17 protein-coding genes are annotated in these 18,873 nt (G+C 76.9%); 5 read left to right on the forward strand and 12 right to left on the reverse strand.

The annotated features are described in order from the left end of the window. Window positions 1-168 precede the first annotated feature (168 nt). Window positions 169-825 carry a DUF3000 domain-containing protein gene (locus QK440_RS11640; RefSeq protein ID WP_282792972.1) on the reverse strand — a complete coding sequence of 219 codons (657 nt, stop codon included), beginning with the start codon at window positions 823-825 and terminating at the stop codon, window positions 169-171. 155 nt (window positions 826-980) lie between these two features. Here QK440_RS11640 and hemE point away from each other — a divergent pair, with 155 nt between their 5' ends. Beyond that, complete coding sequence (hemE, locus tag QK440_RS11645) at window positions 981-2,048, forward strand: uroporphyrinogen decarboxylase (protein WP_282792973.1); 1,068 nt, start codon at window positions 981-983, stop codon at window positions 2,046-2,048. A gap of 61 nt (window positions 2,049-2,109) precedes the next feature. Here hemE and QK440_RS11650 read toward each other — a convergent pair whose 3' ends face one another. Together QK440_RS11650 and QK440_RS11655 are read right to left on the reverse strand one after the other, a co-directional pair. After that, window positions 2,110-3,489 (reverse strand): FAD-dependent oxidoreductase, encoded by a 1,380-nt coding sequence (locus QK440_RS11650; RefSeq protein WP_282792974.1) that lies wholly within the window; start codon window positions 3,487-3,489, stop codon window positions 2,110-2,112. A gap of 94 nt (window positions 3,490-3,583) precedes the next feature. Further along, window positions 3,584-4,621 (reverse strand): DUF4349 domain-containing protein, encoded by a 1,038-nt coding sequence (locus QK440_RS11655; protein ID WP_282792975.1) that lies wholly within the window; start codon window positions 4,619-4,621, stop codon window positions 3,584-3,586. Between the two features lie 157 nt (window positions 4,622-4,778). On the opposite strand from QK440_RS11655, the gene hemG reads away from it, so the two are divergent. Continuing rightward, window positions 4,779-6,254: a protoporphyrinogen oxidase gene (gene hemG, locus QK440_RS11660; RefSeq protein ID WP_282792976.1), complete on the forward strand. Its 1,476-nt coding sequence runs from the start codon at window positions 4,779-4,781 to the stop codon at window positions 6,252-6,254. Window positions 6,255-6,258: 4 nt separating this feature from the next. Then, window positions 6,259-6,978 carry a hydrogen peroxide-dependent heme synthase gene (hemQ, locus tag QK440_RS11665; protein WP_282792977.1) on the forward strand — a complete coding sequence of 240 codons (720 nt, stop codon included), beginning with the start codon at window positions 6,259-6,261 and terminating at the stop codon, window positions 6,976-6,978. Window positions 6,979-7,077: 99 nt separating this feature from the next. Here hemQ and QK440_RS11670 read toward each other — a convergent pair whose 3' ends face one another. The 7 genes from QK440_RS11670 to QK440_RS11700 form a co-directional block, all read right to left on the reverse strand. After that, the gene (locus QK440_RS11670) at window positions 7,078-8,700 is read right to left on the reverse strand and encodes an alpha/beta hydrolase (RefSeq protein ID WP_282792978.1); all 1,623 of its coding nucleotides are present in this window, start codon (window positions 8,698-8,700) and stop codon (window positions 7,078-7,080) included. Between the two features lie 301 nt (window positions 8,701-9,001). Continuing rightward, window positions 9,002-9,787 carry a TIGR04222 domain-containing membrane protein gene (locus QK440_RS11675; protein WP_282792979.1) on the reverse strand — a complete coding sequence of 262 codons (786 nt, stop codon included), beginning with the start codon at window positions 9,785-9,787 and terminating at the stop codon, window positions 9,002-9,004. 74 nt (window positions 9,788-9,861) lie between these two features. Then, window positions 9,862-10,776: a DUF4142 domain-containing protein gene (locus tag QK440_RS11680; protein ID WP_282792980.1), complete on the reverse strand. Its 915-nt coding sequence runs from the start codon at window positions 10,774-10,776 to the stop codon at window positions 9,862-9,864. Between the two features lie 329 nt (window positions 10,777-11,105). Next, window positions 11,106-12,200, reverse strand: a complete 1,095-nt coding sequence (locus QK440_RS11685) for a TIGR04222 domain-containing membrane protein (protein ID WP_282792981.1) — start codon at window positions 12,198-12,200, stop codon at window positions 11,106-11,108. 134 nt (window positions 12,201-12,334) lie between these two features. After that, entirely contained in the window at window positions 12,335-13,918 is a 1,584-nt protein-coding gene (locus QK440_RS11690; RefSeq protein ID WP_282792982.1) for a DUF692 domain-containing protein, read from the reverse strand. A gap of 114 nt (window positions 13,919-14,032) precedes the next feature. Beyond that, window positions 14,033-14,800, reverse strand: coding sequence for a DUF4142 domain-containing protein (locus QK440_RS11695; protein WP_282793048.1), 768 nt, complete (start codon window positions 14,798-14,800; stop codon window positions 14,033-14,035). 285 nt (window positions 14,801-15,085) lie between these two features. After that, a complete protein-coding gene (locus QK440_RS11700; protein ID WP_282792983.1) occupies window positions 15,086-15,823 on the reverse strand; it encodes a peptidyl-tRNA hydrolase in 738 nt (245 codons plus the stop codon). A gap of 58 nt (window positions 15,824-15,881) precedes the next feature. Between QK440_RS11700 and QK440_RS11705 the strand changes: the two genes are divergently transcribed. Further along, the gene (locus QK440_RS11705) at window positions 15,882-16,784 is read left to right on the forward strand and encodes an ATP-binding cassette domain-containing protein (RefSeq protein ID WP_282792984.1); all 903 of its coding nucleotides are present in this window, start codon (window positions 15,882-15,884) and stop codon (window positions 16,782-16,784) included. After that, a complete protein-coding gene (locus tag QK440_RS11710) occupies window positions 16,784-17,452 on the forward strand; it encodes an ABC transporter (protein ID WP_282792985.1) in 669 nt (222 codons plus the stop codon). The genes QK440_RS11705 and QK440_RS11710 overlap by 1 nt, the downstream gene beginning before the upstream one ends. Window positions 17,453-17,568: 116 nt before the next feature. Here QK440_RS11710 and QK440_RS11715 read toward each other — a convergent pair whose 3' ends face one another. Further along, window positions 17,569-17,781 (reverse strand): hypothetical protein, encoded by a 213-nt coding sequence (locus tag QK440_RS11715; RefSeq protein WP_282792986.1) that lies wholly within the window; start codon window positions 17,779-17,781, stop codon window positions 17,569-17,571. A gap of 10 nt (window positions 17,782-17,791) precedes the next feature. Further along, on the reverse strand, window positions 17,792-18,631 hold the full coding sequence (locus QK440_RS11720) for a polysaccharide deacetylase family protein (RefSeq protein WP_282792987.1): 840 nt from the start codon (window positions 18,629-18,631) through the stop codon (window positions 17,792-17,794). Between the last annotated feature and the right edge of the window lie 242 nt (window positions 18,632-18,873).

The raw sequence follows: 18,873 nt of genomic DNA on the forward strand, positions 1-18,873 counted from the left end.
CCGACTGGTCCCTGCAGATCCCACGTGCCCTCTCCCCTGCCGGGCCCCCCCCGCGGGGGCCGGGCTCCGCCGCGCGCCGGGTTACCCCGGCCCGCGCCGCCCCCCCAGCGCCCCGCGCCGGAGCGCGGCCGGGTCCCGCGCCGCGGCTCCGTCGGTCCGCGCCCGGGCTCAGTCCGCGCGCGGGCCCCGGCGCTGCGGCAGCGTCACCACCGAGCCGTCCGCGGGCCCGGCGGGCGGCAGCCCCGCGACCTGGCCCAGCAGGTCGCACCACGCCGCGAGGTGCGCCCCCGCGTCGGGCACGCCCCCCGCGCCCTCGCGCGGCGTCCACGAGGCGCGGATCTCGATCTGGGAGGCGGGCGGCCGCTCGGCGAGCCCGCCGAAGTAGTGCGACCCGGCCCGGGTGACCGTCCCGCTCGGCTCCCCGCACGCCAGGCCCCGCCCCTGGAGCGCCCCGGTCAGCCAGGACCAGCACACCTCGGGCAGCAGCGGATCGGCCGCCATCTCCGGCTCCAGCTCCGCCCGCACCAGCGTCACCAGCCGGAAGGTGCCCTTCCAGGCGTCGTGCCCGGCCGGGTCGTGCAGCAGGACGAGCCGCCCGTCGGCCAGGTCCTCGCCGTCGTCGACGCCGGCCGCCTCCAGGGCGTACGCGTACGGCGCGAGCCGCCGCGGCGGGCGCGTCGGGTCGACCTCGATCTGCGGCCGCAGCCGTGCCCCCCGCAGCGCCTCGACCGCGGCGCGAAAGGGCAGCGGTGCCGTGTCCGCCACCTCCTGCCCGTCGTCCATCTCGCCAGCGCCGTCCGACCGTTGTCCCTGAGCCGCAGCCATGCGGGGAAGATTAAGGGGAACAGCGGCTTCGCGCAGGCACCCGGCGGCTGCGCGGCGGGGTGTCCCGCGCCCGCACCGGCCGTCGCGGGCCGGTGCGCCCGCGCGAACGCGGGACGGCTGCCCGGTCACCGGACGCGCCATGCGAGACTTTCCGGGTGAGTGTCAATGACGAGGCCACCGGCCAGCAGCCCGCAGCTCCGTACGACTCCGCCTTCCTGAAGGCGTGCCGGCGTGAGCCGGTGCCGCACACGCCCGTGTGGTTCATGCGGCAGGCCGGGCGCTCGCTGCCGGAGTACCGCAAGGTCCGTGAGGGCACGGCCATGCTGGAGTCCTGCATGCGGCCGGACCTGGTCACGGAGATCACGCTCCAGCCGGTGCGCCGCCACGGCGTGGACGCCGCCATCTACTTCAGCGACATCGTCGTGCCACTGAAGGCCATCGGCGTCGACCTCGACATCAAGCCGGGCATCGGCCCCGTCGTCGAGCGGCCCATCCGCTCGCGCGCCGACCTGGCGCAGCTGCGCGACCTCACGCCGGACGACGTCGCGTACGTCACCGAGGCCATCGGCATGCTCACCGCCGAGCTGGGCGCGACGCCGCTCATCGGATTCGCCGGCGCCCCGTTCACCCTCGCGAGCTACCTCGTCGAGGGCGGACCGAGCCGCAACCACGAGCACACCAAGGCGCTCATGTACGGCGACCCGCAGCTCTGGGCCGACCTCCTCGACCGGCTCGCGGAGATCACCAGCGCCTTCCTGAAGGTGCAGATCGAGGCGGGCGCCTCGGCCGTCCAGCTCTTCGACTCCTGGGTGGGCGCCCTCGCGCCCGCCGACTACCGGCGCTCGGTGCTGCCCGCGTCGCGGAAGGTCTTCGACGCCGTGGCGCCGTACGGCGTGCCGCGCATCCACTTCGGCGTGGGCACCGGCGAACTGCTCGGCATCCTCGGCGAGGCCGGGGCCGACGTGGTCGGCGTCGACTGGCGGGTGCCGCTCGACGAGGCGGTCCACCGCGTCGGTCCGGGCAAGGCCCTCCAGGGCAACCTGGACCCGGCCGTGCTGTTCGCCCCGCGCGAGGCCGTCGAGGCGAAGACGGACGAGGTCCTGGCGGCGGCCGCCGGGCTGGAGGGCCACGTCTTCAACCTCGGCCACGGCGTGCTCCCGACCACGGACCCGGACGCGCTGACCCGGCTCGTGGAGTACGTGCACACGCGCACCGCCGTCTGACCCCCACCCGTCCCGGCCGCCGCGGCCGGGACGGGTACGGCGGCCGGGACGGGCCGTCCGCTCAGGACTCGCGCAGCGCGGCCGTCGCCTTGCGGGCCGCGACCAGGACCGGGTCCCACACCGGGGAGTACGGGGGCGCGTAGCCGAGGTCGAGCGCCGTCATCTGCTCGACCGTCATCCCGGCCGTCAGGGCCACCGCCGCCACGTCGACGCGCTTGCCGGCCCCCTCGCGCCCCACGATCTGCGTACCGAGCAGCCGCCCGGTACGCCGCTCCGCGAGCATCTTCACCGTCATCGGCGCCGCCCCGGGGTAGTACCCGGCGCGGCTCGTCGACTCGATCGTCACCGTCACGTACTGCAGGCCCGCCGCCCGCGCGTCCTTCTCCCGCAGCCCGGTGCGCGCGATCTCCAGGTCGCACACCTTGCTCACGGCCGTGCCGACGACGCCGGGGAACGTCGCATAGCCGCCGCCCACGTTGGCGCCGATGACCTGCCCGTGCTTGTTGGCGTGCGTGCCGAGGGCGATGTGCCGCTCCCGGCCCCAGACCAGGTCGAGCACCTCCACGCAGTCGCCGCCCGCCCAGATCGCGCCGTCCGCGACGGGACCCCGTACCCGCATCGACAGGTCCGTGAGCAGCCCTCCGTGCTCGCCGACGGGCAGGCCCGCGGCGCGGGCCAGCTCCGTCTCCGGCTCCACACCGATGCCCAGCACCACCACGTCCGCCGGGAACTCGGCGTCCTTTGTGGCCACCGCCCGGACCCTGCCGTCCGCGCCGGTGAGGACCGCGGTGACCTCGGTGTCGTTCACCATCGTGACGCCCATGCCGGACATCGCCTCGTCGACCAGGCGCCCCATGTCCGGGTCGAGGGTGGACATCGGCTGCTCGCCGCGGTTGACGACCGTGACCTCGTAGCCGCGGCGCAGCAGCGCCTCGGCCATCTCCAGGCCGATGTACCCGGCCCCGACCACCACCGCCCGGCGCCCCTCGGTGGCCTCCAGGGTGTCGAGCAGGGCCTGGCCGTCGCCGAGGTTCTGCACCCCGTGCACGCCCGGCGCGTCGATGCCGGGCAGCGGCGGCCGCAGCGGGCGCGCGCCGGTGGCGATGACGAGCTTGTCGTACGCCGTCCAGTCCTCGGCGCCCGAGTCGAGGTCGCGGGCGCGCACCCGCCGCCCGGCCGGGTCGATCTCCGTGACCTCCGTCCGCATCCGCAGGTCGATGTCCCGCGCCCGGTGCTCCTCGGGCGTCCGCGCGATCAGGTCGTCGCGTTCGGGGACCGCGCCGCTCACCCAGTACGGGATGCCGCAGGCCGAGTACGAGGAGAAGGAGCCGCGCTCGAACGCGACGATCTCCAGCTCCTCGGGCTTCCTGAGCCTGCGCGCCTGTGACGCCGCGGACATGCCCGCCGCGTCACCGCCGATGACCACCAGTCTCTCGCTCATGCGCCCACGCTACGTGGCCGGTCGCGGGGGGTGCCGTGGGGTCCCGCCGGGGCGCCCGCGGGAGCGCGTACCCCCGCTGCGACGATGCGTCGCGTCACCTGCCGTCCGGGGTCCCGGGTGCCCCGGACGCCGCGGGCTCCGCCGGCACGGGCCGCGGCGCCCGCCCCCGGCCCCACCGCAGCCACGCCGCCCCGAGCAGCGCCGCGCCGGCCAGGAAGGGCAGGGCCGCGCCCAGGGCCACCGCCACCCAGCGCAGCATCGTCACGAACGCGTCCCAGCCGCCCGCGAGGGCGGCGACGACCGTCGGGTCGTCGTCCCCGCCGCCGGCCCGCGCGGGCGGGGACTCGGTGAGCGTCAGCGTGATCGTGGCGAGCGCCGTGCGGTCCTTGAGCGAGGCCTGCCGGGCCAGCAGCGCCTCCAGGTCCGCCTGACGGGTGCTCAGCTCGCCCTCCAGGGACACGATGTCGCTGATCTTCGAGGCCCTGTCCATCAGCTCCCGCACCCGCGCCACGCTCGCCCGCTGCGTCCGGATCCGGCTCCCGACGTCCACGACCTCCGCCGTGACGTCCTCGGCCTTGGCGGTGCGCGACACGAGCCTGCCCGCGCCCTCCAGGTCGGACAGGACCTGCGCGTACCGCGCCTGGGGGACGCGCAGCACCAGGCGCGAGCGCTCCTTGCCGTGCCCGTCGCGGTCCGTGGTCTCGTCGCCGACCAGGCCGTCCGCCGCCTCGGCCGCCGCGCGGGCCCGCTCCAGCGCCCTGGGCACGTCCTTGACCCGCACGGTCAGCGACACGGTGCGGATGACGTGCGGGCCCGTCGGGCGGAACTCCCCGGGCCGCCGAGCGCCCCGCCCCTCCTGGCCCCTGCCGGGCGCCGCCTTCTTGCCGCCGGGCGCCGCCTCGTCGCCGCCGGCGTGCGCGGCGCCGTCCCCGCCGTCCCGCTCGGGCCGGGCCGCGGCGCCCGCCGCCTTCCCGTCGTCGCCGCCTCCCGAGCAGCCCGCGAGCGCGAGGGAGCCCGCGAGCAGCGCCACGGCCAGGGCGCGGACGCCCCGCGCCCGCCGCGCGCCGCCTGAACTGCCCGTGCTGCCCGTGCCGTCTGTGCCGCCTGCGCTGTCTGTGCTGTGCGCGTGCATGGTCCACCCCCGAGGTCGTCGTGCCCGTGCCCCTACGACGGCGGACGTGGCCAGGACGTTCGGTGCCGCGGGGCACCGGACGGTGTCGAAGCGGTCGCGGTCCGGTCACGGCCGGGGCCCCGCGGGGCGTACGAGGCCGTCTGAGACAGTGGGAGGCATGCGCGCAGCGGACACCGGCACGGGTCGGACACACACCGGACACAAGGCTCACGTCGTGGTCGTGGGCGGCGGCATCGCCGGCCTCGCCGCCGCGCACCGGGCCCTCGCCACCGGCGCCGAGGTGACCGTCCTGGAGGCCTCCGACCGCGTGGGCGGCAAGCTGCTCCCCGGCGAGATCGAGGGCGTCCGCGTCGACCTCGGCGCCGAGTCGATGCTGGCCCGCCGCCCCGAGGCGGTCGCGCTCGCCCGGGAGGCCGGACTCGCCGACGCGCTCCAGGCACCCGCCACCGCGAGCGCCTCCCTGTGGACCCGCGGCACGCTGCGGCCCATGCCGAAGGGCCACGTCATGGGCGTGCCCGGCGACCCCTCGGTGCTCGCCGGGGTGCTGTCCGACGACGGCCTGCGCCGCGTCGCCCAGGACGCGGAGCTGCCGCCCACGGAGGTCGGCGAGGACGTCGCCGTCGGCCGGTACGTGGCCGCGCGCGTCGGCCGCGAGGTCGTCGACCGCCTCGTCGAGCCGCTGCTCGGCGGGGTCTACGCCGGGGACGCGTACGAGCTCTCGCTGCGCATGGCCGTGCCGCAGCTCTACGAGGCCGCGCGCAGCCACGCCTCGCTGCTCGACGGCGTCCGCGACATCCAGCGCAAGGCGGCCGCGCGGCAGCAGACCGGGCCGGTCTTCATGGGCATCGAGGGCGGCGTGGGCCGGCTGCCGCTCGCCGTCGCCGACGCGGTCCGCGCGCGCGGCGGCCACATCCTCCTCGGCCACCCCGTGGACGAGGTGCGCCGGACCGCGGCCGGCTGGCAGGTCTACGCGAAGGACCGGACCCTGACGGCCGACGCGCTGGTCCTGGCCGTGCCCGCCCCGGACGCCGCCCGCCTGCTCGCCGAGGTGGCCCCGGGCGCCGCCGCCGAGCTGCGCTCCGTCGCGTACGCCTCCATGGCGCTGATGACGCTCGCCTACCGCCGCGCCGACGTGGAGCTGCCCGAGGGCAGCGGCTTCCTCGTGCCACCCGTCGACGGCCACACGATCAAGGCGTCCACGTTCGCCTCCCAGAAGTGGGGCTGGATCGCCGAGGAGAACCCCGATCTGCTGGTGCTGCGCACCTCGGTGGGGCGCCACGGCGAGGAGAAGGAGCTGGAGCGGGACGACAGCGAGCTGATCGACGTCTCCCGCGCCGACCTGCGTGCCGCGGTCGGCCTGACCGCGGAGCCCGTCGCCACCCGCGTCACCCGCTGGCACGACGGCCTGCCCCAGTACCCCGTAGGCCACCACGCGCGCGTGGCCCGGATCCGCGCCCACGTGGGCCGCCTGCCCGGCCTCGCCGTGTGCGGGGCGGCGTACGACGGCGTCGGCATCCCCGCCTGCGTCGCGAGCGCGTACGCGGCCGTCGACCGGCTCGGCGGGGACGGCGCCGGGGAGGAGGCGCTGACCGCCCACCCGGTGCAGAGCCTCCACGGGGGCGCGGGACAATAGCCGCATGAGTGACGACGCCCCCGCCAAGATCCCCCACGCCGGCAAGAAGGCCAAGGACCTCAACGAGGTCATCCGCTACACCCTGTGGTCCGTCTTCAAGCTGCGCGACGTCCTGCCCGAGGACCGCGCCGGGTACGCGGACGAGGTCCAGGAGCTGTTCGACAAGCTCGCCGCCCAGGACGTCACCGTCCGCGGCACCTACGACGTCTCCGGCCTGCGCGCCGACGCCGACGTGCTGATCTGGTGGCACGCCGAGACGAGCGACCAGCTCCAGACGGCGTACAACCTCTTCCGCCGCACCAGGCTCGGCCGCGCCCTCGAGCCGGTCTGGTCGAACATGGCCCTGCACCGGCCCGCCGAGTTCAACAAGTCGCACATCCCGGCGTTCCTCGCCGACGAGACGCCTCGCGACTACGTGAGCGTCTACCCCTTCGTGCGCTCCTACGAGTGGTACCTGCTGCCCGACGAGGACCGCCGCCGCATGCTCGCCGACCACGGCAAGATGGCCCGTGGCTACCCCGACGTGCGCGCCAACACGGTCGCCTCGTTCTCCCTCGGCGACTACGAGTGGCTGCTCGCCTTCGAGGCCGACGAGCTGTACCGCATCGTCGACCTCATGCGCCACCTGCGCGCCTCCGAGGCCCGGATGCACGTCCGCGAGGAGGTGCCGTTCTTCACCGGCCGCCGCAAGTCCGTGGCGGAGCTCGTGGAGGGCCTGGCGTAACGGCGCCCGGACACGTGCGCGGCGGGCGGGCGCGGCACCGGGGTCTCCGGTCGCCGCGCCCGCCCGCCGTGTCGCCGGGGCCCGGGGTCCGTCGGGGGGTCAGAGCACGCGGGGCTGCACCCCGGCCCGCTGCCGGGGCTCCTTCGCCCGCACCTCGCGCAGCGGCAGCGGCTCGCGGTGCGGCGCGCACTCCGCGTGCCGGTCGGGCAGGCGGCCCTCCAGGAGGTACGTGTCCACGTGCCGGTTGACGCAGGCGTTCGGGCCGCCCGCGATGCCGTGCGTGCCCGCGTCGCGCTCGGTCACCAGGACCGACCCGTGCAGCCGCCTGTGCAGCTCCCGCGCGCCCGCGTACGGCGTCGCGGCGTCCCGCTCGGCGGCCAGGATCAGCGTCGGCGGCAGCGCGGCCGGGGGCGCCCACACGTCCACCGCGCGCTGCCGCGGCGCGGGCCAGTAGGCGCACGGCAGGTTCATCCAGGCGTTGTCCCAGGTCTCGAACGGCGCCACGCGCGCGAGGTGGGTGTTGTCCCGGTCCCACACCCCGAAGTCGGTGGGCCAGGCCGCGTCGTTGCACTGCACGGCCGTGTACACGGCGTTGCCGTTCTCCTCCTCCCCGGCGGCGCTCGGCTTCGGCCCGGCCTGCTCGACCAGCGGCTTGGGGTCGCCCTTCAGGAACCGCGAGAGCGCCGTGGCCCGCATCGGCCAGTAGTCGTCGTAGTACCCGGCCTGGAGGAAGGCCCCGTGCAACTGCTGGGAGCCGACCGTGCCGCCCGCCGGCTCGCGGGTCACCGCCGCGCGCACCTTGTCGTACGACTGCTGCACGGCCTGCGGCGTCGTACCCAGGCCGTACGTCCCGTGGTGCTTGGCCACCCAGGTGCGGAAGTCCGCCCAGCGGCGCTCGAACGCGGCGGACTGGGCCAGGTTGTTGCGGTACCAGATCTTGTGCGGGTCCGGGTCGACCGCCGAGTCGAACACCATGCGGCGCACGTGCGAGGGGAACAGCGTCGCGTACACCGCGCCGAAGTACGTGCCGTACGAGGCGCCCAGGAACGTCAGCTTCTCCTCGCCGAGCGCGGCGCGCAGCACGTCCAGGTCGCGGGCGTTGTTGAGGCTCGTGTAGTGCCGCAGCGCGGGGCCGGTCCGCTCGGCGCAGCCGCGCGCGTAGGCCCGCGCCCGCTCGACGCGCTCGCGCTTCTCCGCCGCGTCGGGGTGCACCGACGTCTGCGAGGGCGCCTTGGCGAACTCCCGCGGGTCCTGGCAGGACAGCGGTGCCGAGCGGCCGACGCCGCGCGGGGCGTAGCCGATGAGGTCGTAGGCCGCCGCGACGCGCCGGAACTCCGGCATCGAGCGCACCAGCGGGAAGTACATGCCGGACGCGCCCGGGCCGCCCGGGTTGAACACGAGCGCCCCCTGCCGCGCCACCCGCTTCCCGCCCGCGCGGCCGCTCGCCTCGGCGCGGCTGACGGTCAGCTCGATCTGCTTGCCGTCGGGGCGGGTGTAGTCGAGCGGGACCGAGACCGTGCCGCAGCGCACGGACGGCGGCAGGCCCTCCGCGGCCGGGCAGGCGCCGAAGCGGATGCCGGCGGCCGCGGCGCGCTGGGCGGCGACGGCGGTGCCGCGCTCGTCGTGGCCGTAGCGCGGGGAGCTGTCGGCGGGCGCGGCGACGAGGGCGGTCAAGACCAGGGATCCTACGGTTCCGTACAGGGCGGCTGCGGCTGCTCTCATCGCTTCTGGGTGTCCCTTTCGTGCGGCAGGTCGTGCGGTTGCCATACGGCTGGTCGTGCGGCTCAGGCCAGGGCGACGCGCGACGTGCCTCAGCGAAAGCGGCTTATATGACGAAAGGGATATTCAGGGCAGGGGCTCGCGAAGTAAAGCACCGGTCGGCCGGTGTCGGCGCAATGACTCCGTTGGCCTGAGGCGGGGTCTCCGCCGGTCGGACGGCGCCTCTCCGGTGCGCGGCGGGATGGGACAGCCGCCGGTCGGACGGCGCCGTCCGGTGCGCGGCGCGCGACGGGACAGCCGCCCGTCAACGGTCCCGGTCGTGCGCGGTGCGGTAGCCGTCGAGGTTCGGGTCCCGGTGGGAGAGCGCGGCGCGCAGGGCCGGGTCGCTCAGGGCGCGGACGCCGCGCACGGCCACCGCCGTCAGGTCGTCGCGCGAGGGCAGGGCGCCGAGCAGCCGCTGGCCCGCGGGCGACGCCCAGCGCGAGACCGGCACCTCGAACCGGGCGATGGCCAGGCAGCTCAGCGTCAGGAACAGCGGCAGCGCGAACCACACCGCGACCGGCACGTCCCCGTCCTGCCCCTGCCCCTGGCCCGGGAGCAGCGTCGCGACCACCCCGAGCGCGGCCACCGCCACTGCGGCGGCCCGCACCTGCCGGGCCGCGCCCGCGATGCCCGACCAGGAGCCGTCCGGCACCGCGAGCCCCGCCGCGACGAGCCGGTCGGCGAGCGCCCGTACCGCGTCGGCGGTGGCCGTCGCCCGGCGCACCGGCGGTATCCGCGACTGGCCGCCGGGCCCGATCGCGCCCAGCACCGACCGCTCCACCTCGTCCCCGCCGACGGGGTCGACGACCGTGGCCCAGCCGGTGTGCGCGAGCAGCAGCCGGCGCCGCCGCGCCATCGACACCAGCGCCACGTCGGCCACGCGGGTGGGGCCGCCGGACAGGAACGCCGCCTCGTAGAGCGTGAGCCGGCGGGCCGGGCGCGGACCCTTGGCCTCGGCGGCCGCGGCGTGGACGGCGGCCAGGCAGAGCCGCCCGCAGGACAGGGCGGCGACGGCGCAGGCGAGGAGCAGCAGCGGGACCCAGAACATGCCGGTGTTCTAGGCAAAGGCCCGGCGACGGCGCCACCGGGTTTCCAGGATGTGGACTCCCGGCCCCGGCGGGCCTACGGGCCGGGCCTCGGCCGGGACGCGGCGGGCGGCAGGGTGAAGGCCGGGGTCGGGGTCACCGGGGCGGCGGTGGGAGGCGGGCCGGTCACGGGGCCGGGAGGCGCGGGGGAGCGGGTCACGGGGCGCGGGCCGGAGGTGGCGGCGTCGCGGGCGAGCCGGTCGAAGTCGACGAGCCCGGTGGCCTCAAGGACCTTGATGTGGTCGAGGACGGTGGTGTTCGCGTCGTCGGCGAGCGCCCGCACCAGGGTGTTGCGGGTGGTGGCGCGCACCTCGGCGACGACGGCGAAGACCTTGCCGTGCGCGAGCCGCAGCACGTTCGCGAACCGCTCGTCGTACGCCGCGCCGCGCGCCGCGCTCAGCTCGTCCAGCCAGCGCCGCTGCTGGGCCGTGGGCTGGCTGGGCAGTTCGAGCCGCAGCGCGGCGGCGACCTCGCGGACGCGGGCGTCGAGGAAGGTGTGTCCCTCCACGAGGTGCTCGCCCGCGGTGTGCACGGCCCGGCTGGTGCCGCGCTGCCCGGCCTGCTGCCCGGCGGGCAGCTCCCACAGGCCCGCGAGCCGCACCTTGGTGACGAAGTCCCGGTCGAGCGCCGACAGCGGCCCGTACGCGGTGGGGACGGTCTGCGCGGCGAGCGTGTCGAGGCCGGTGCCGGAGCGGTCCTCGTACGTCCAGACGGGATAGACCAGCGCGGCCAGCGTCGCGACGAGCGCGACGAGGACGAGCCCGCTGCCGCTGATGAGCCCGCTGCCGCGGAACTGTCCCCCGCGGTCGGCGAGTCCGCCGCGATCGGCGAGTCCGCCACGGTTGACGGGTCCGCCGCCGTTGAAGGGACTGGGGCCCTTGAAGGGGCCGCCGCCGTTGAAGGGACCGGGGCCGCGGTCGGGGCCGCCGCCACGGGGGAATCGGGATCGCATGAGGCCTCCTGTAGCGCCACCGCACGTTAGTGCGCGGCGGTGGGGCGGCGGTGCGATACCGCGGGGAGTACGTCAACGTCCGTACCGGGCGGCGGACTCGGGGCGGTCGTGCGCGCCCGTGGGATGGGGGAGGGGCGGGCCGGGGCCGCCCCTGGGGGTGCGGGCGGTCAGGCGCCGCCGCCTGCCGGGGTGGGCGGTCAGTCGCCGTCACCACTTGCCGGGGTGTGGACGGTCAGTCGCCGTCACCGCCTGCCGGGGTGCAGGCGGTCAGTCGCCACCGCCTCCCGGGGCGTGGGGTCAGTCGCCGCCGCCTGCCGGGCTGTGGGCGGTCAGTCGCCGCCGCCTCCGCCTCCGCCGCCACACCCGCCGCCCCCGCAGCCCGAGCCGCAGCCGCCTCCGCCGTTGCACCCCGAGCCGCCGCTGCAGCTGCCGCTCGTCCGCGCCTCGCCGTCCCGGTTTGCGACGCCGCAGCCGCCGCAGCCGGACTCGCCCGCGCACCAGGTGACGGGGGCGCCGTCCCAGGCGGCCCCGTCGTCCGGCTCCGCCCGGGACCCGTGCGACACGGCCGGGCGGTGGCTGGGGCGCAGCCGCCGGGCGGCCGCCAACTCCTCGCGCAGCGTGGTGTCCTGGACGCCCCGCAGGCCGCGTACGGCCACCGCGTGCGCGCCGCCCCGGTCCTCCCGGAGGGTACGGCCGCGGTACATGCGCAGGGCGAAGCGGCCGCGCGCGGTCGCCCGGTCCCTGGCGACCCGGGAGCAGAGCACGCCGATCCCACCGCCGAGCAGCACCACGAGGACCAGGTCGAGGTCCGAGAAGGCGGAACCCGACCGCCCGAACGAGGACGTCGAGGCGAGGACCAGGCCGAGCGGCACGCCCGCGACGCACAGCGTCAGGTACGCGGTGATCCGGCGCCGCCAGGCGCGCAGCGGGCCGGGCGGCACCATCATGCCGCGGGCGGCGAGCGCGTCCCCGAGTGCCTGCACGGCCGGGGCGCGCGCCGCCGTGGCGCGCAGCCGGTGCAGGGCGCCGTGCGGCGCGGCGGCGTACGCGGTGAGTACCGCCTCCTCGACCGGGTGCCGGGCCGCGGCGCCGGGCGCGACGCCGACGAGGCCGGGGTGCGCCACCGACAGGCGGCCGTCCTCGTGCAGGGCGGTGAGCGCGGCGTCGACCGCCCGGCCGGGTCCGCCCGCCAGGAAGGCCACTTCGTAGACGCTGCTCAGGGTGGTGCGCAGCCCGTCCCGGCGGGTGGGCCGGAAGCGCCGCCTGGTCGCGGTGACACCGGCCACGACGGCGAGGCACGAGACGGCGACGGCCGCGAGGTAGCAGAGCAACAGGGCCTCGGCGGCGGCGTCGGGCATGGCGGTCTCCAGGAGGCGACCGCTGTGGGCATGGGCGTGGGCGTGGGCATGGAAAACGTGGTGCATGGCTGATCCCCCGTGTGCTGTGTGTCCCCCGTGTGCCGCGCGGCACCCCCGGCGCGGAACCCCGGCCGGGGCGCCGGGCGGCGGTCCCGCTCAGCGGTGCGCGTGGCGTCGCTCGGCGGTGCGCGTGGTGCCGCTCAGCGGCGCGCGTGGTGCCGGCGCAGGGCGAACCGCGCCGCCCGCAGCCAGCGTGCGACCGGCCGCCCCTCCAGGGGCCGGGGCCCCGAGCGGTCGAGCCACCAGTGGGTGAGGCGGCCGCGCGCGTCGGCGTCCTCCGGGCGGCCCGCGAGCAGCAGGTGCTCGGCGAAGGCCAGCGCCTCGCGGCGGTAGCCGTCCGTCATCGGGCGGCGCGCGGCATAGGCGAGGAAGTCCTTGCGGTACGCCGCCCCGAGGATCTCCGGCAGCTCCGGGGCGACCTTCGCCACGACGTCCGCCCGCTTGGCGGCCAGGGCCCGGCCCTGCACGGCGAGCCGTACCCGGTCGAACCCCTCGGGCGCGGGCGTCCCGGCGACGAGCGCCGACAGCAGGGACGTCTGGGCGAGGGCGACACGCTCCCGGGCGGCGGCCGGAGCGGGCGCGACGGGCGGGAGCACCCCGGCCTCGGCCGGGAGCACGCGGTCCTCGGCGGGGGCGGGCGCCTGGGCCGGGACCCCGGCGAGCGTAGTGCGAGCGGGCTCGGCGGCGGCGGTCCCGTCGGGCACGCGCACCCCGGCCCCGGCGGGCACGCGCAACCCCGCCCCGGCCCCGGCGGCAGCCCCGCCCCCGGCAGGCGCAGCGAGCTCGCGCACCCCGGCGGCGGCCCCGGCGGACACGGACGCACTGGCGGCGACCCCGGCGGACACGGACACACCGGCGGCGACCCCGGCGGCCGCGCGCCCCCCGGCCGCAGCCCCGGCGGTGGCCGTCCGGACCGTGGTGCGGATCTGCTCCAGCTCCCGCTCCAGCTCCGCGGGTTCGGGGAAGTTCTCGTCCCGCTCCAGGAGCACCCCCGGCGGGGCCGTGCGGGCCGCGAGCTCGGCGAGGACGTCGAGGACGGCCGGCGGCACCGGGTGCGCGTGGCTGTCGTGCCAGACGCCGTCCCGCTCGAAGCCGCCCGCCACGTGCACGTACGCGAGGGCCTCCACGGGCAGCTCGGCCAGGGCCTTGACGGGGTCCTCGCCGCGGTTGACGTGGTTGGTGTGCAGGTTCGCCACGTCGATGAGCAGCCGTACGCCGGTCCGCTCCACCAGCTCGTACAGGAACTGGCCCTCCGTCATCTCCTCGCCGGGCCAGGAGAACAGGGCGGCGATGTTCTCGACGGCGAGCGGCACCGGCAGGGCGTCCTGCGCGGCGCGGACGTTCTCGCACAGCACGGCGAGGGCGTCCCGGGTGCGCGGCACCGGCAGCAGGTGCCCGGCCTCCAGCCGCTGCGAGGCCGTCAGCGGGCCGCCCGCCCGGACGAAGGCGATGTGCTCGCTGACGAGCGGCGCGCCCAGGGCCACGGCGCGCTCCGCGAGGGCGGCGAGCCGGGCCTCGTCGGGCCGGTCGGCGCCGCCGAGGCCCAGGGAGACGCCGTGCGGCACGACGGTGACGCCGCGCTCGCGCAGCCGCGCCAGCGAGTCGGGCAGGTGCCCCGGACAGACGTTCTCGGCCACGACCTCGACCCAGTCGATGCCGGTCATGCGCTCCACGGCGTCCGCGATCTCCGGCCGCCAGCCGATCCCCGTACCCAACCGCACCATGGCTCTTCCCCCCGTGTCCGTCGTTCCCTCGTGACGCGCCTTCGCATCCTCCTTCGACGTCCGGGTCATCGCCACCGCGGAGCCGCTCGAACCTTCTGATCAGCGGGTTCAGAGCTACATTTGAGGTTCGGGGCGGTCGGTGTTGACCGTGCCGGGCGGCCCGGGGGAGGGCCGCGAGGTGCCGGAGACGTCGCCGCCGGGACCGGCGGGCGCGGGCTCCGGCGGCCGGTCGCCGCCGGGTGGCGGCGGGCCCGTGGGGCTGGCCGTGGAGGTCGCGGCGTTGCCGTTGGCGATCGCGTCGAAGTCGACGTACCCGGTGCCCTCGAGCATGGTGATGTGGTCGAGGACGGTCTGGTTGGCGTCCGACGCGAGCTGCCGCACCAGGCTGTTGCGGGTGCTGTCGCGGACCTGCGCGACCAGGCCGAACACCTTGCCGTGCGCGACGCGCAGCAGGTTCGCGAACTTGCGCTGGTACGTCTCGCCGCGCGCCTCCGTCAGCTCCCGCAGCCAGCCGCTCTGCTGCTCGGTGGGCTGGTTGGGCAGCTCCACGCCGAGCTGCGCGGCGACGCCCCGTACGCGCTGGTCGAGGTCGGTGTGGCCGACGACGAGGTGGTCACCGGCGTCCTTGACGGCCTTGGTGGGCGCGCGCTCCACGGCCTGCTGCCCCGCCGGTATCTCCCACAGCCCCGCGAGCCGCACCTTCACGAGGAAGTCCCGGTCGGTGGCCGACAGGGGCCCCCAGCGCGTCGCGACGGTCCCGGCGGCGAGGTTGGCCTCGCCGGTCCCGGAGCGGTCGGCGTACGACCACACGGGGAAGGCGAGGGCGCCGGCGGTGACGACGAGCGCCGCGATGATCAGAGCCGTGCCGTTGATGTGCCTGATGGGCATGGTGCGCCGCAAAGTCCCTCCCGGGCCGCAACAGAACCGCTGACCAAGCCACTTGGTGGTACGGGAAGGTACGACAGGGACGGGGGAGCCGTTCAGGACCGCGCGCGTCTGTGACGGGAGTCACGTCGGGAGGGGGGAGTGCCGGGGCGGGCCCGAGGTGGGCCCGGGGCGCGGGAACGGTACCCGGACCGCGCCGGGCACGGGGGCCTGCCGTCGTCCGTGGGCCTGGCGTGGCCTGGGGCGTGGGGCGGCCCGGGCGTGGGGGGCCCGGGCCTGGGGTCACGGCCTCCGGCTGCCCGGCAGCGGGCAGAAGCGGCTGCCGCCCTCGGCCACCACCGTCTCCCCCGGGGCGATCTCCGTGAAGCCCGCGTCCCGCACCACCGGCAGGCCGCTGGCGACCAGTTCGCGCCACCGCGCGGGGGAAGCGGTCCGTACCGACAGGGGGAACCCGGCCTCCCGCCACGCCGCACGGTCCGGCTCCGCCAGCTCCCACCACGCGAGCTGGGCGCCGTGCCCCGCCTGGGCCATGGACTTGCCCGCCGACATCGTCACCCCGGGGTTCAGCCACAGGACCGGCGCGCCGGGGTCCGGGTCGAGCGGCGGCTCGGGGTCCTCCAGCTCCGTGCCCGACACCTGGAGGCGGGCCAGGTCCTTGGGCCAGCCGTCCAGAGGCACCGGCGGGTAGACCCGCACCTCGGCCGACTTGCCCGTGACGGTGATGCCGTCGAGGGCCTCCGCCCTGCGCCACTCGGCGCCGCGCGCCCTGCGCACCACCTTGCGGATACGGGCGTCCTGCCAGTCCCGCACCGCCTCCGCCCAGGCCCCCTCACCCTGGGAGCGCTCGTCGCCGAGGAGCGTCAGGACCGCCCGGGCCGCCGTCTCCAGGGCGTCCGTACGGGCCGGAGGAGCGGCACGCTCCATCCGGACCACCAGCGGCAGCACGAACTGCGGGGCCTCGTCACGGGAGACCCGCTCGGTCCGGAAGGGGCTGTCGGCCTGGGGTTCGTAAGCGCTCACCCGCCCATTCTGCCAGGGCGATGATCGTCTCCCCGGGGCGTGCGCGAGGATACGGCGCATGGCACGGACAGGGCTGACAGGGCGGGCTGGGCAGGCGGACGGCGACCTGGCGATACGACTCGACGGCGCCGGACGCCGGTACGGCATCCGCGGCCCCTGGGTGCTGCGCGAGGTCAGCCTGAGCGTGCGCGCCGGAACGCTGACCCGCGTCGAGGGCGCCAACGGCACCGGCAAGTCGACGCTCCTGCGCCTCCTCGCCCGCATCGACGCCCCCTCCGAGGGCCGTGTCACCGGCCGCCCGCGCACCGCGTACGTCCCCGAGCGCTTCCCGCCGTCCCTGCCGTTCACCGCCGTCGGCTACCTCACGCACATGGGCCGCGTCCACGGCCTCACCGGCGCGGCCGCGGCCCGGCGCGCGCACGCGTGGCTGGAGCGCCTCGGCGCCGCGGGACACGCGGGTACGCCGCTGCCGGAGCTGTCCAAGGGCACCAGCCAGAAGGTGGCCGTGGCCCAGGCGCTGCTCGCCGACCCCGAGCTGCTCGTCCTCGACGAGGCCTGGACGGGCCTGGACGCCGCCGCCCGCGACCTCCTCGACCGCGCCGTCGCCGAGCGCGTGGCCGCGGGGTCGGCCGTCGCCTTCGTCGACCACGACCCGCACCGGCTCGCCGGGTACGCCGACGTGACGTACGCGATCTCCGGGACGCGCGTGACCCGCCGCACGGCGGACGCGGACCCAGCCCCGGAGGCCACGGGCCGGACCGTGGTCGTCGAGGCGCGCGGCCCGCACGGCGCGGAGCTGCCCCCGGGCCTGCCGGGGACGGCCGGACCGGGCCCCGAGGCGGACACCTACCGCCTGGTCGTCGCGGACCTGCACTCCGACCTGGTCCTGCGGGAACTCCTGACGGCGAGCCCGCCCTGGCACGTGCTGGCCGTACGCCCCGGCGAGAAGGGGGACCGGTGATGGCCGCGCTGCTGCGCTACCGGACGGCCCTGCTGCTGCGCTCCCAGCGCTGGCTCGCGCCCGTCATCCTGTACGCGGTGTTCCTGGCCGTCGGCGTGCAGGGCGGGCAGCCCGTGCTCGACTCGCTCGCGTACGCGGCGGCGGCCCTGCTGCCCGTCACCGCGTGGCTGGTACGGATCTGCGTCACCGTCGAGCCCGCCGCGGCCCGCGGGTGCACGGCGGCCGCGGCCGGTCCGCGCCGTGCGCACCTCGCCGGTCCGCTCGCCGCCTTCCTCGCGGCGGGCGTCCTCGGCGCGGCGGCCACGGGGGCCGTCGCCGTCATCAGCGACGCCGCGAGCACCGACCACCAGACGGCGGTGGCGCGCGGGCCCGCCGCCGTGGCGGGGCTACTCGCGATGCTGGTCAGCGCCCTGGTGGGCACGGCCGTCGGCGCCCTCACCAGCCGGCCCGTGCTGCGGTCCACGGGGGTCGCCGTGCCCGCGCTGCTGCTCGCCGCGCTCCTCGCGCTCGTGACCACGGGGTCCCCGGCCAAGGCCGCCCTCACCGACCTGACGCGCGGCTCGCGCGACGGGGTGGTGCCGCTGCCGGTCGGAGCGGTGGCCGCGGCCCTCGCCCTGGCCGTGGCGGCGGTCGCCACCGCCTGCGGGGTGTGCGCGCGCCGGTCGTGAGCCGGGGAGGCACGTGCGCCGGGCGTGAGCCGGGGGGCACGTGCGCCGGACGAGAGCGGGGGGCACGTGCGCCGGTCGGGAGTCGCGGGGCGCGCGCGGCGGTCGGTCGCCGGGCCTCAGCCCGAGCAGGCCGTCCGCTGGGCTTCCTGCCACGCGCAGACCGGGCACAGCGTGATGCCCTTGTGCGACTCGGGGTACTCCGTGGGCTCCTGGCACAGCACGCACGCCGCGAAGGGGCCCTCGTCCGTCGTCCCGGGGCCGCCGCCGGTCACCGCGTCGCGCTCGGGCGCGGGGCCGGGGGCGCAGTACGTACCGTCGTCGTCCGCCATGCGCTCCAGCCTAGCTCCGGGCTCGCGCGGCCCGGATCTGGTCCGAGACCTTGACGAAGTGGAAGCCGCGCTTGCGCAGCTCCGGCACGATCGCCCGGACCGCGCGCTCCGTCGTCGGGGCCGCGCTGCGCGTGCAGTGCATGACCACCACCGACCCGGGGCCCACGCCCTCCAGGACCTGCCGCGCCACCGCGTCCGGGTCCGTGGCGAAGGCGTCGCCGCTCACCACGTCCCACTGCACCGCCGTGACGCCGCTGGGCGCGAGGGCGCGCAGGGCGGCCTGGTCGTAGCAGCCGCCGGGGAAGCGGAAGTACGGGACCGGGCGCGGGACGCCCGCCCGGCGGAAGGCGGCGAACGCGCGGTCCACGTCGGCGCGCACCCGGTCCGCGGGGAGGTGGGGCAGGCCGTAGCAGTCCGTGGTGAAGGCGTAGTGGCTGTACGAGTGGTTGGCCACCTCGAAGAGCTTGTCGCGGCCGATCGCCCGGGCCTGGTCCGGGTACTCCTCGGCCCAGCGGCCCGTCATGAAGAACGTCGCCGGGACCTTCAGCTCGCGCAGGGTGTCCACGAGGGCCGGGTTGTCGAAGTGCTCCCCCGCGGCGGCCCGGGAGCCCTGGTCGGCGGTCATGTCGGCGTCGAAGGTGAGCGCGACGGCGGGGCGCCCCGGGATGCCGGGTCCGCTCGCGAAGACCGGGGTCAGACCCTGCGGACCCGGGGCGAGCGTGGGCACGGCGGGCTGCCGCTGGGCGGGCTTGGCGGTCCCCTTGGGGGCGGGGGCGGTGCCGCCGGAACAGGCGGTGAGCGCGAGGGTCGCGAGGCCGAGAGCCGTCCACCTCTGGATACGAGTGATCACGGGGGGAGATATAGACGGATATGCGGTAAATCATGTAAGTGGGGCGAGCGGTTACTCCCATGCGGGGACCCGCGCGGGGGCCGTGCGGGGACCCGGCGGGGACCCGAGCCGGACCCGTGCCTGATCCGCGCCGGATCCGTGCCGGATGCGTGCCGGACGTGCGGTGACCTCGGGCGTCGGGCCGGCCGCCGCGGCGGCGAGTATCGTTCAGGCGCGCGCCCGGCGCCCCGTACCGAAGGAAG

It is taken from the genome of Streptomyces sp. CC224B (genome assembly GCF_030010595.1).
GTDB lineage: Bacteria > Actinomycetota > Actinomycetes > Streptomycetales > Streptomycetaceae > Streptomyces > Streptomyces longispororuber.

Coding starts and splice junctions, on each gene's coding strand:
- QK440_RS11640 (WP_282792972.1), bottom strand. CDS start 825: ATGGCTGCGGCTCAGGGACAACGGTCGGACGGCGCTGGCGAGATGGAC.
- QK440_RS11650 (WP_282792974.1), bottom strand. CDS start 3,489: ATGAGCGAGAGACTGGTGGTCATCGGCGGTGACGCGGCGGGCATGTCC.
- QK440_RS11655 (WP_282792975.1), bottom strand. CDS start 4,621: ATGCACGCGCACAGCACAGACAGCGCAGGCGGCACAGACGGCACGGGC.
- hemG (WP_282792976.1), top strand. CDS start 4,779: ATGCGCGCAGCGGACACCGGCACGGGTCGGACACACACCGGACACAAG.
- hemQ (WP_282792977.1), top strand. CDS start 6,259: ATGAGTGACGACGCCCCCGCCAAGATCCCCCACGCCGGCAAGAAGGCC.
- QK440_RS11670 (WP_282792978.1), bottom strand. CDS start 8,700: ATGAGAGCAGCCGCAGCCGCCCTGTACGGAACCGTAGGATCCCTGGTC.
- QK440_RS11675 (WP_282792979.1), bottom strand. CDS start 9,787: ATGTTCTGGGTCCCGCTGCTGCTCCTCGCCTGCGCCGTCGCCGCCCTG.
- QK440_RS11680 (WP_282792980.1), bottom strand. CDS start 10,776: ATGCGATCCCGATTCCCCCGTGGCGGCGGCCCCGACCGCGGCCCCGGT.
- QK440_RS11685 (WP_282792981.1), bottom strand. CDS start 12,200: ATGCACCACGTTTTCCATGCCCACGCCCACGCCCATGCCCACAGCGGT.
- QK440_RS11690 (WP_282792982.1), bottom strand. CDS start 13,918: ATGGTGCGGTTGGGTACGGGGATCGGCTGGCGGCCGGAGATCGCGGAC.
- QK440_RS11705 (WP_282792984.1), top strand. CDS start 15,882: ATGGCACGGACAGGGCTGACAGGGCGGGCTGGGCAGGCGGACGGCGAC.
- QK440_RS11710 (WP_282792985.1), top strand. CDS start 16,784: ATGGCCGCGCTGCTGCGCTACCGGACGGCCCTGCTGCTGCGCTCCCAG.
- QK440_RS11715 (WP_282792986.1), bottom strand. CDS start 17,781: ATGGCGGACGACGACGGTACGTACTGCGCCCCCGGCCCCGCGCCCGAG.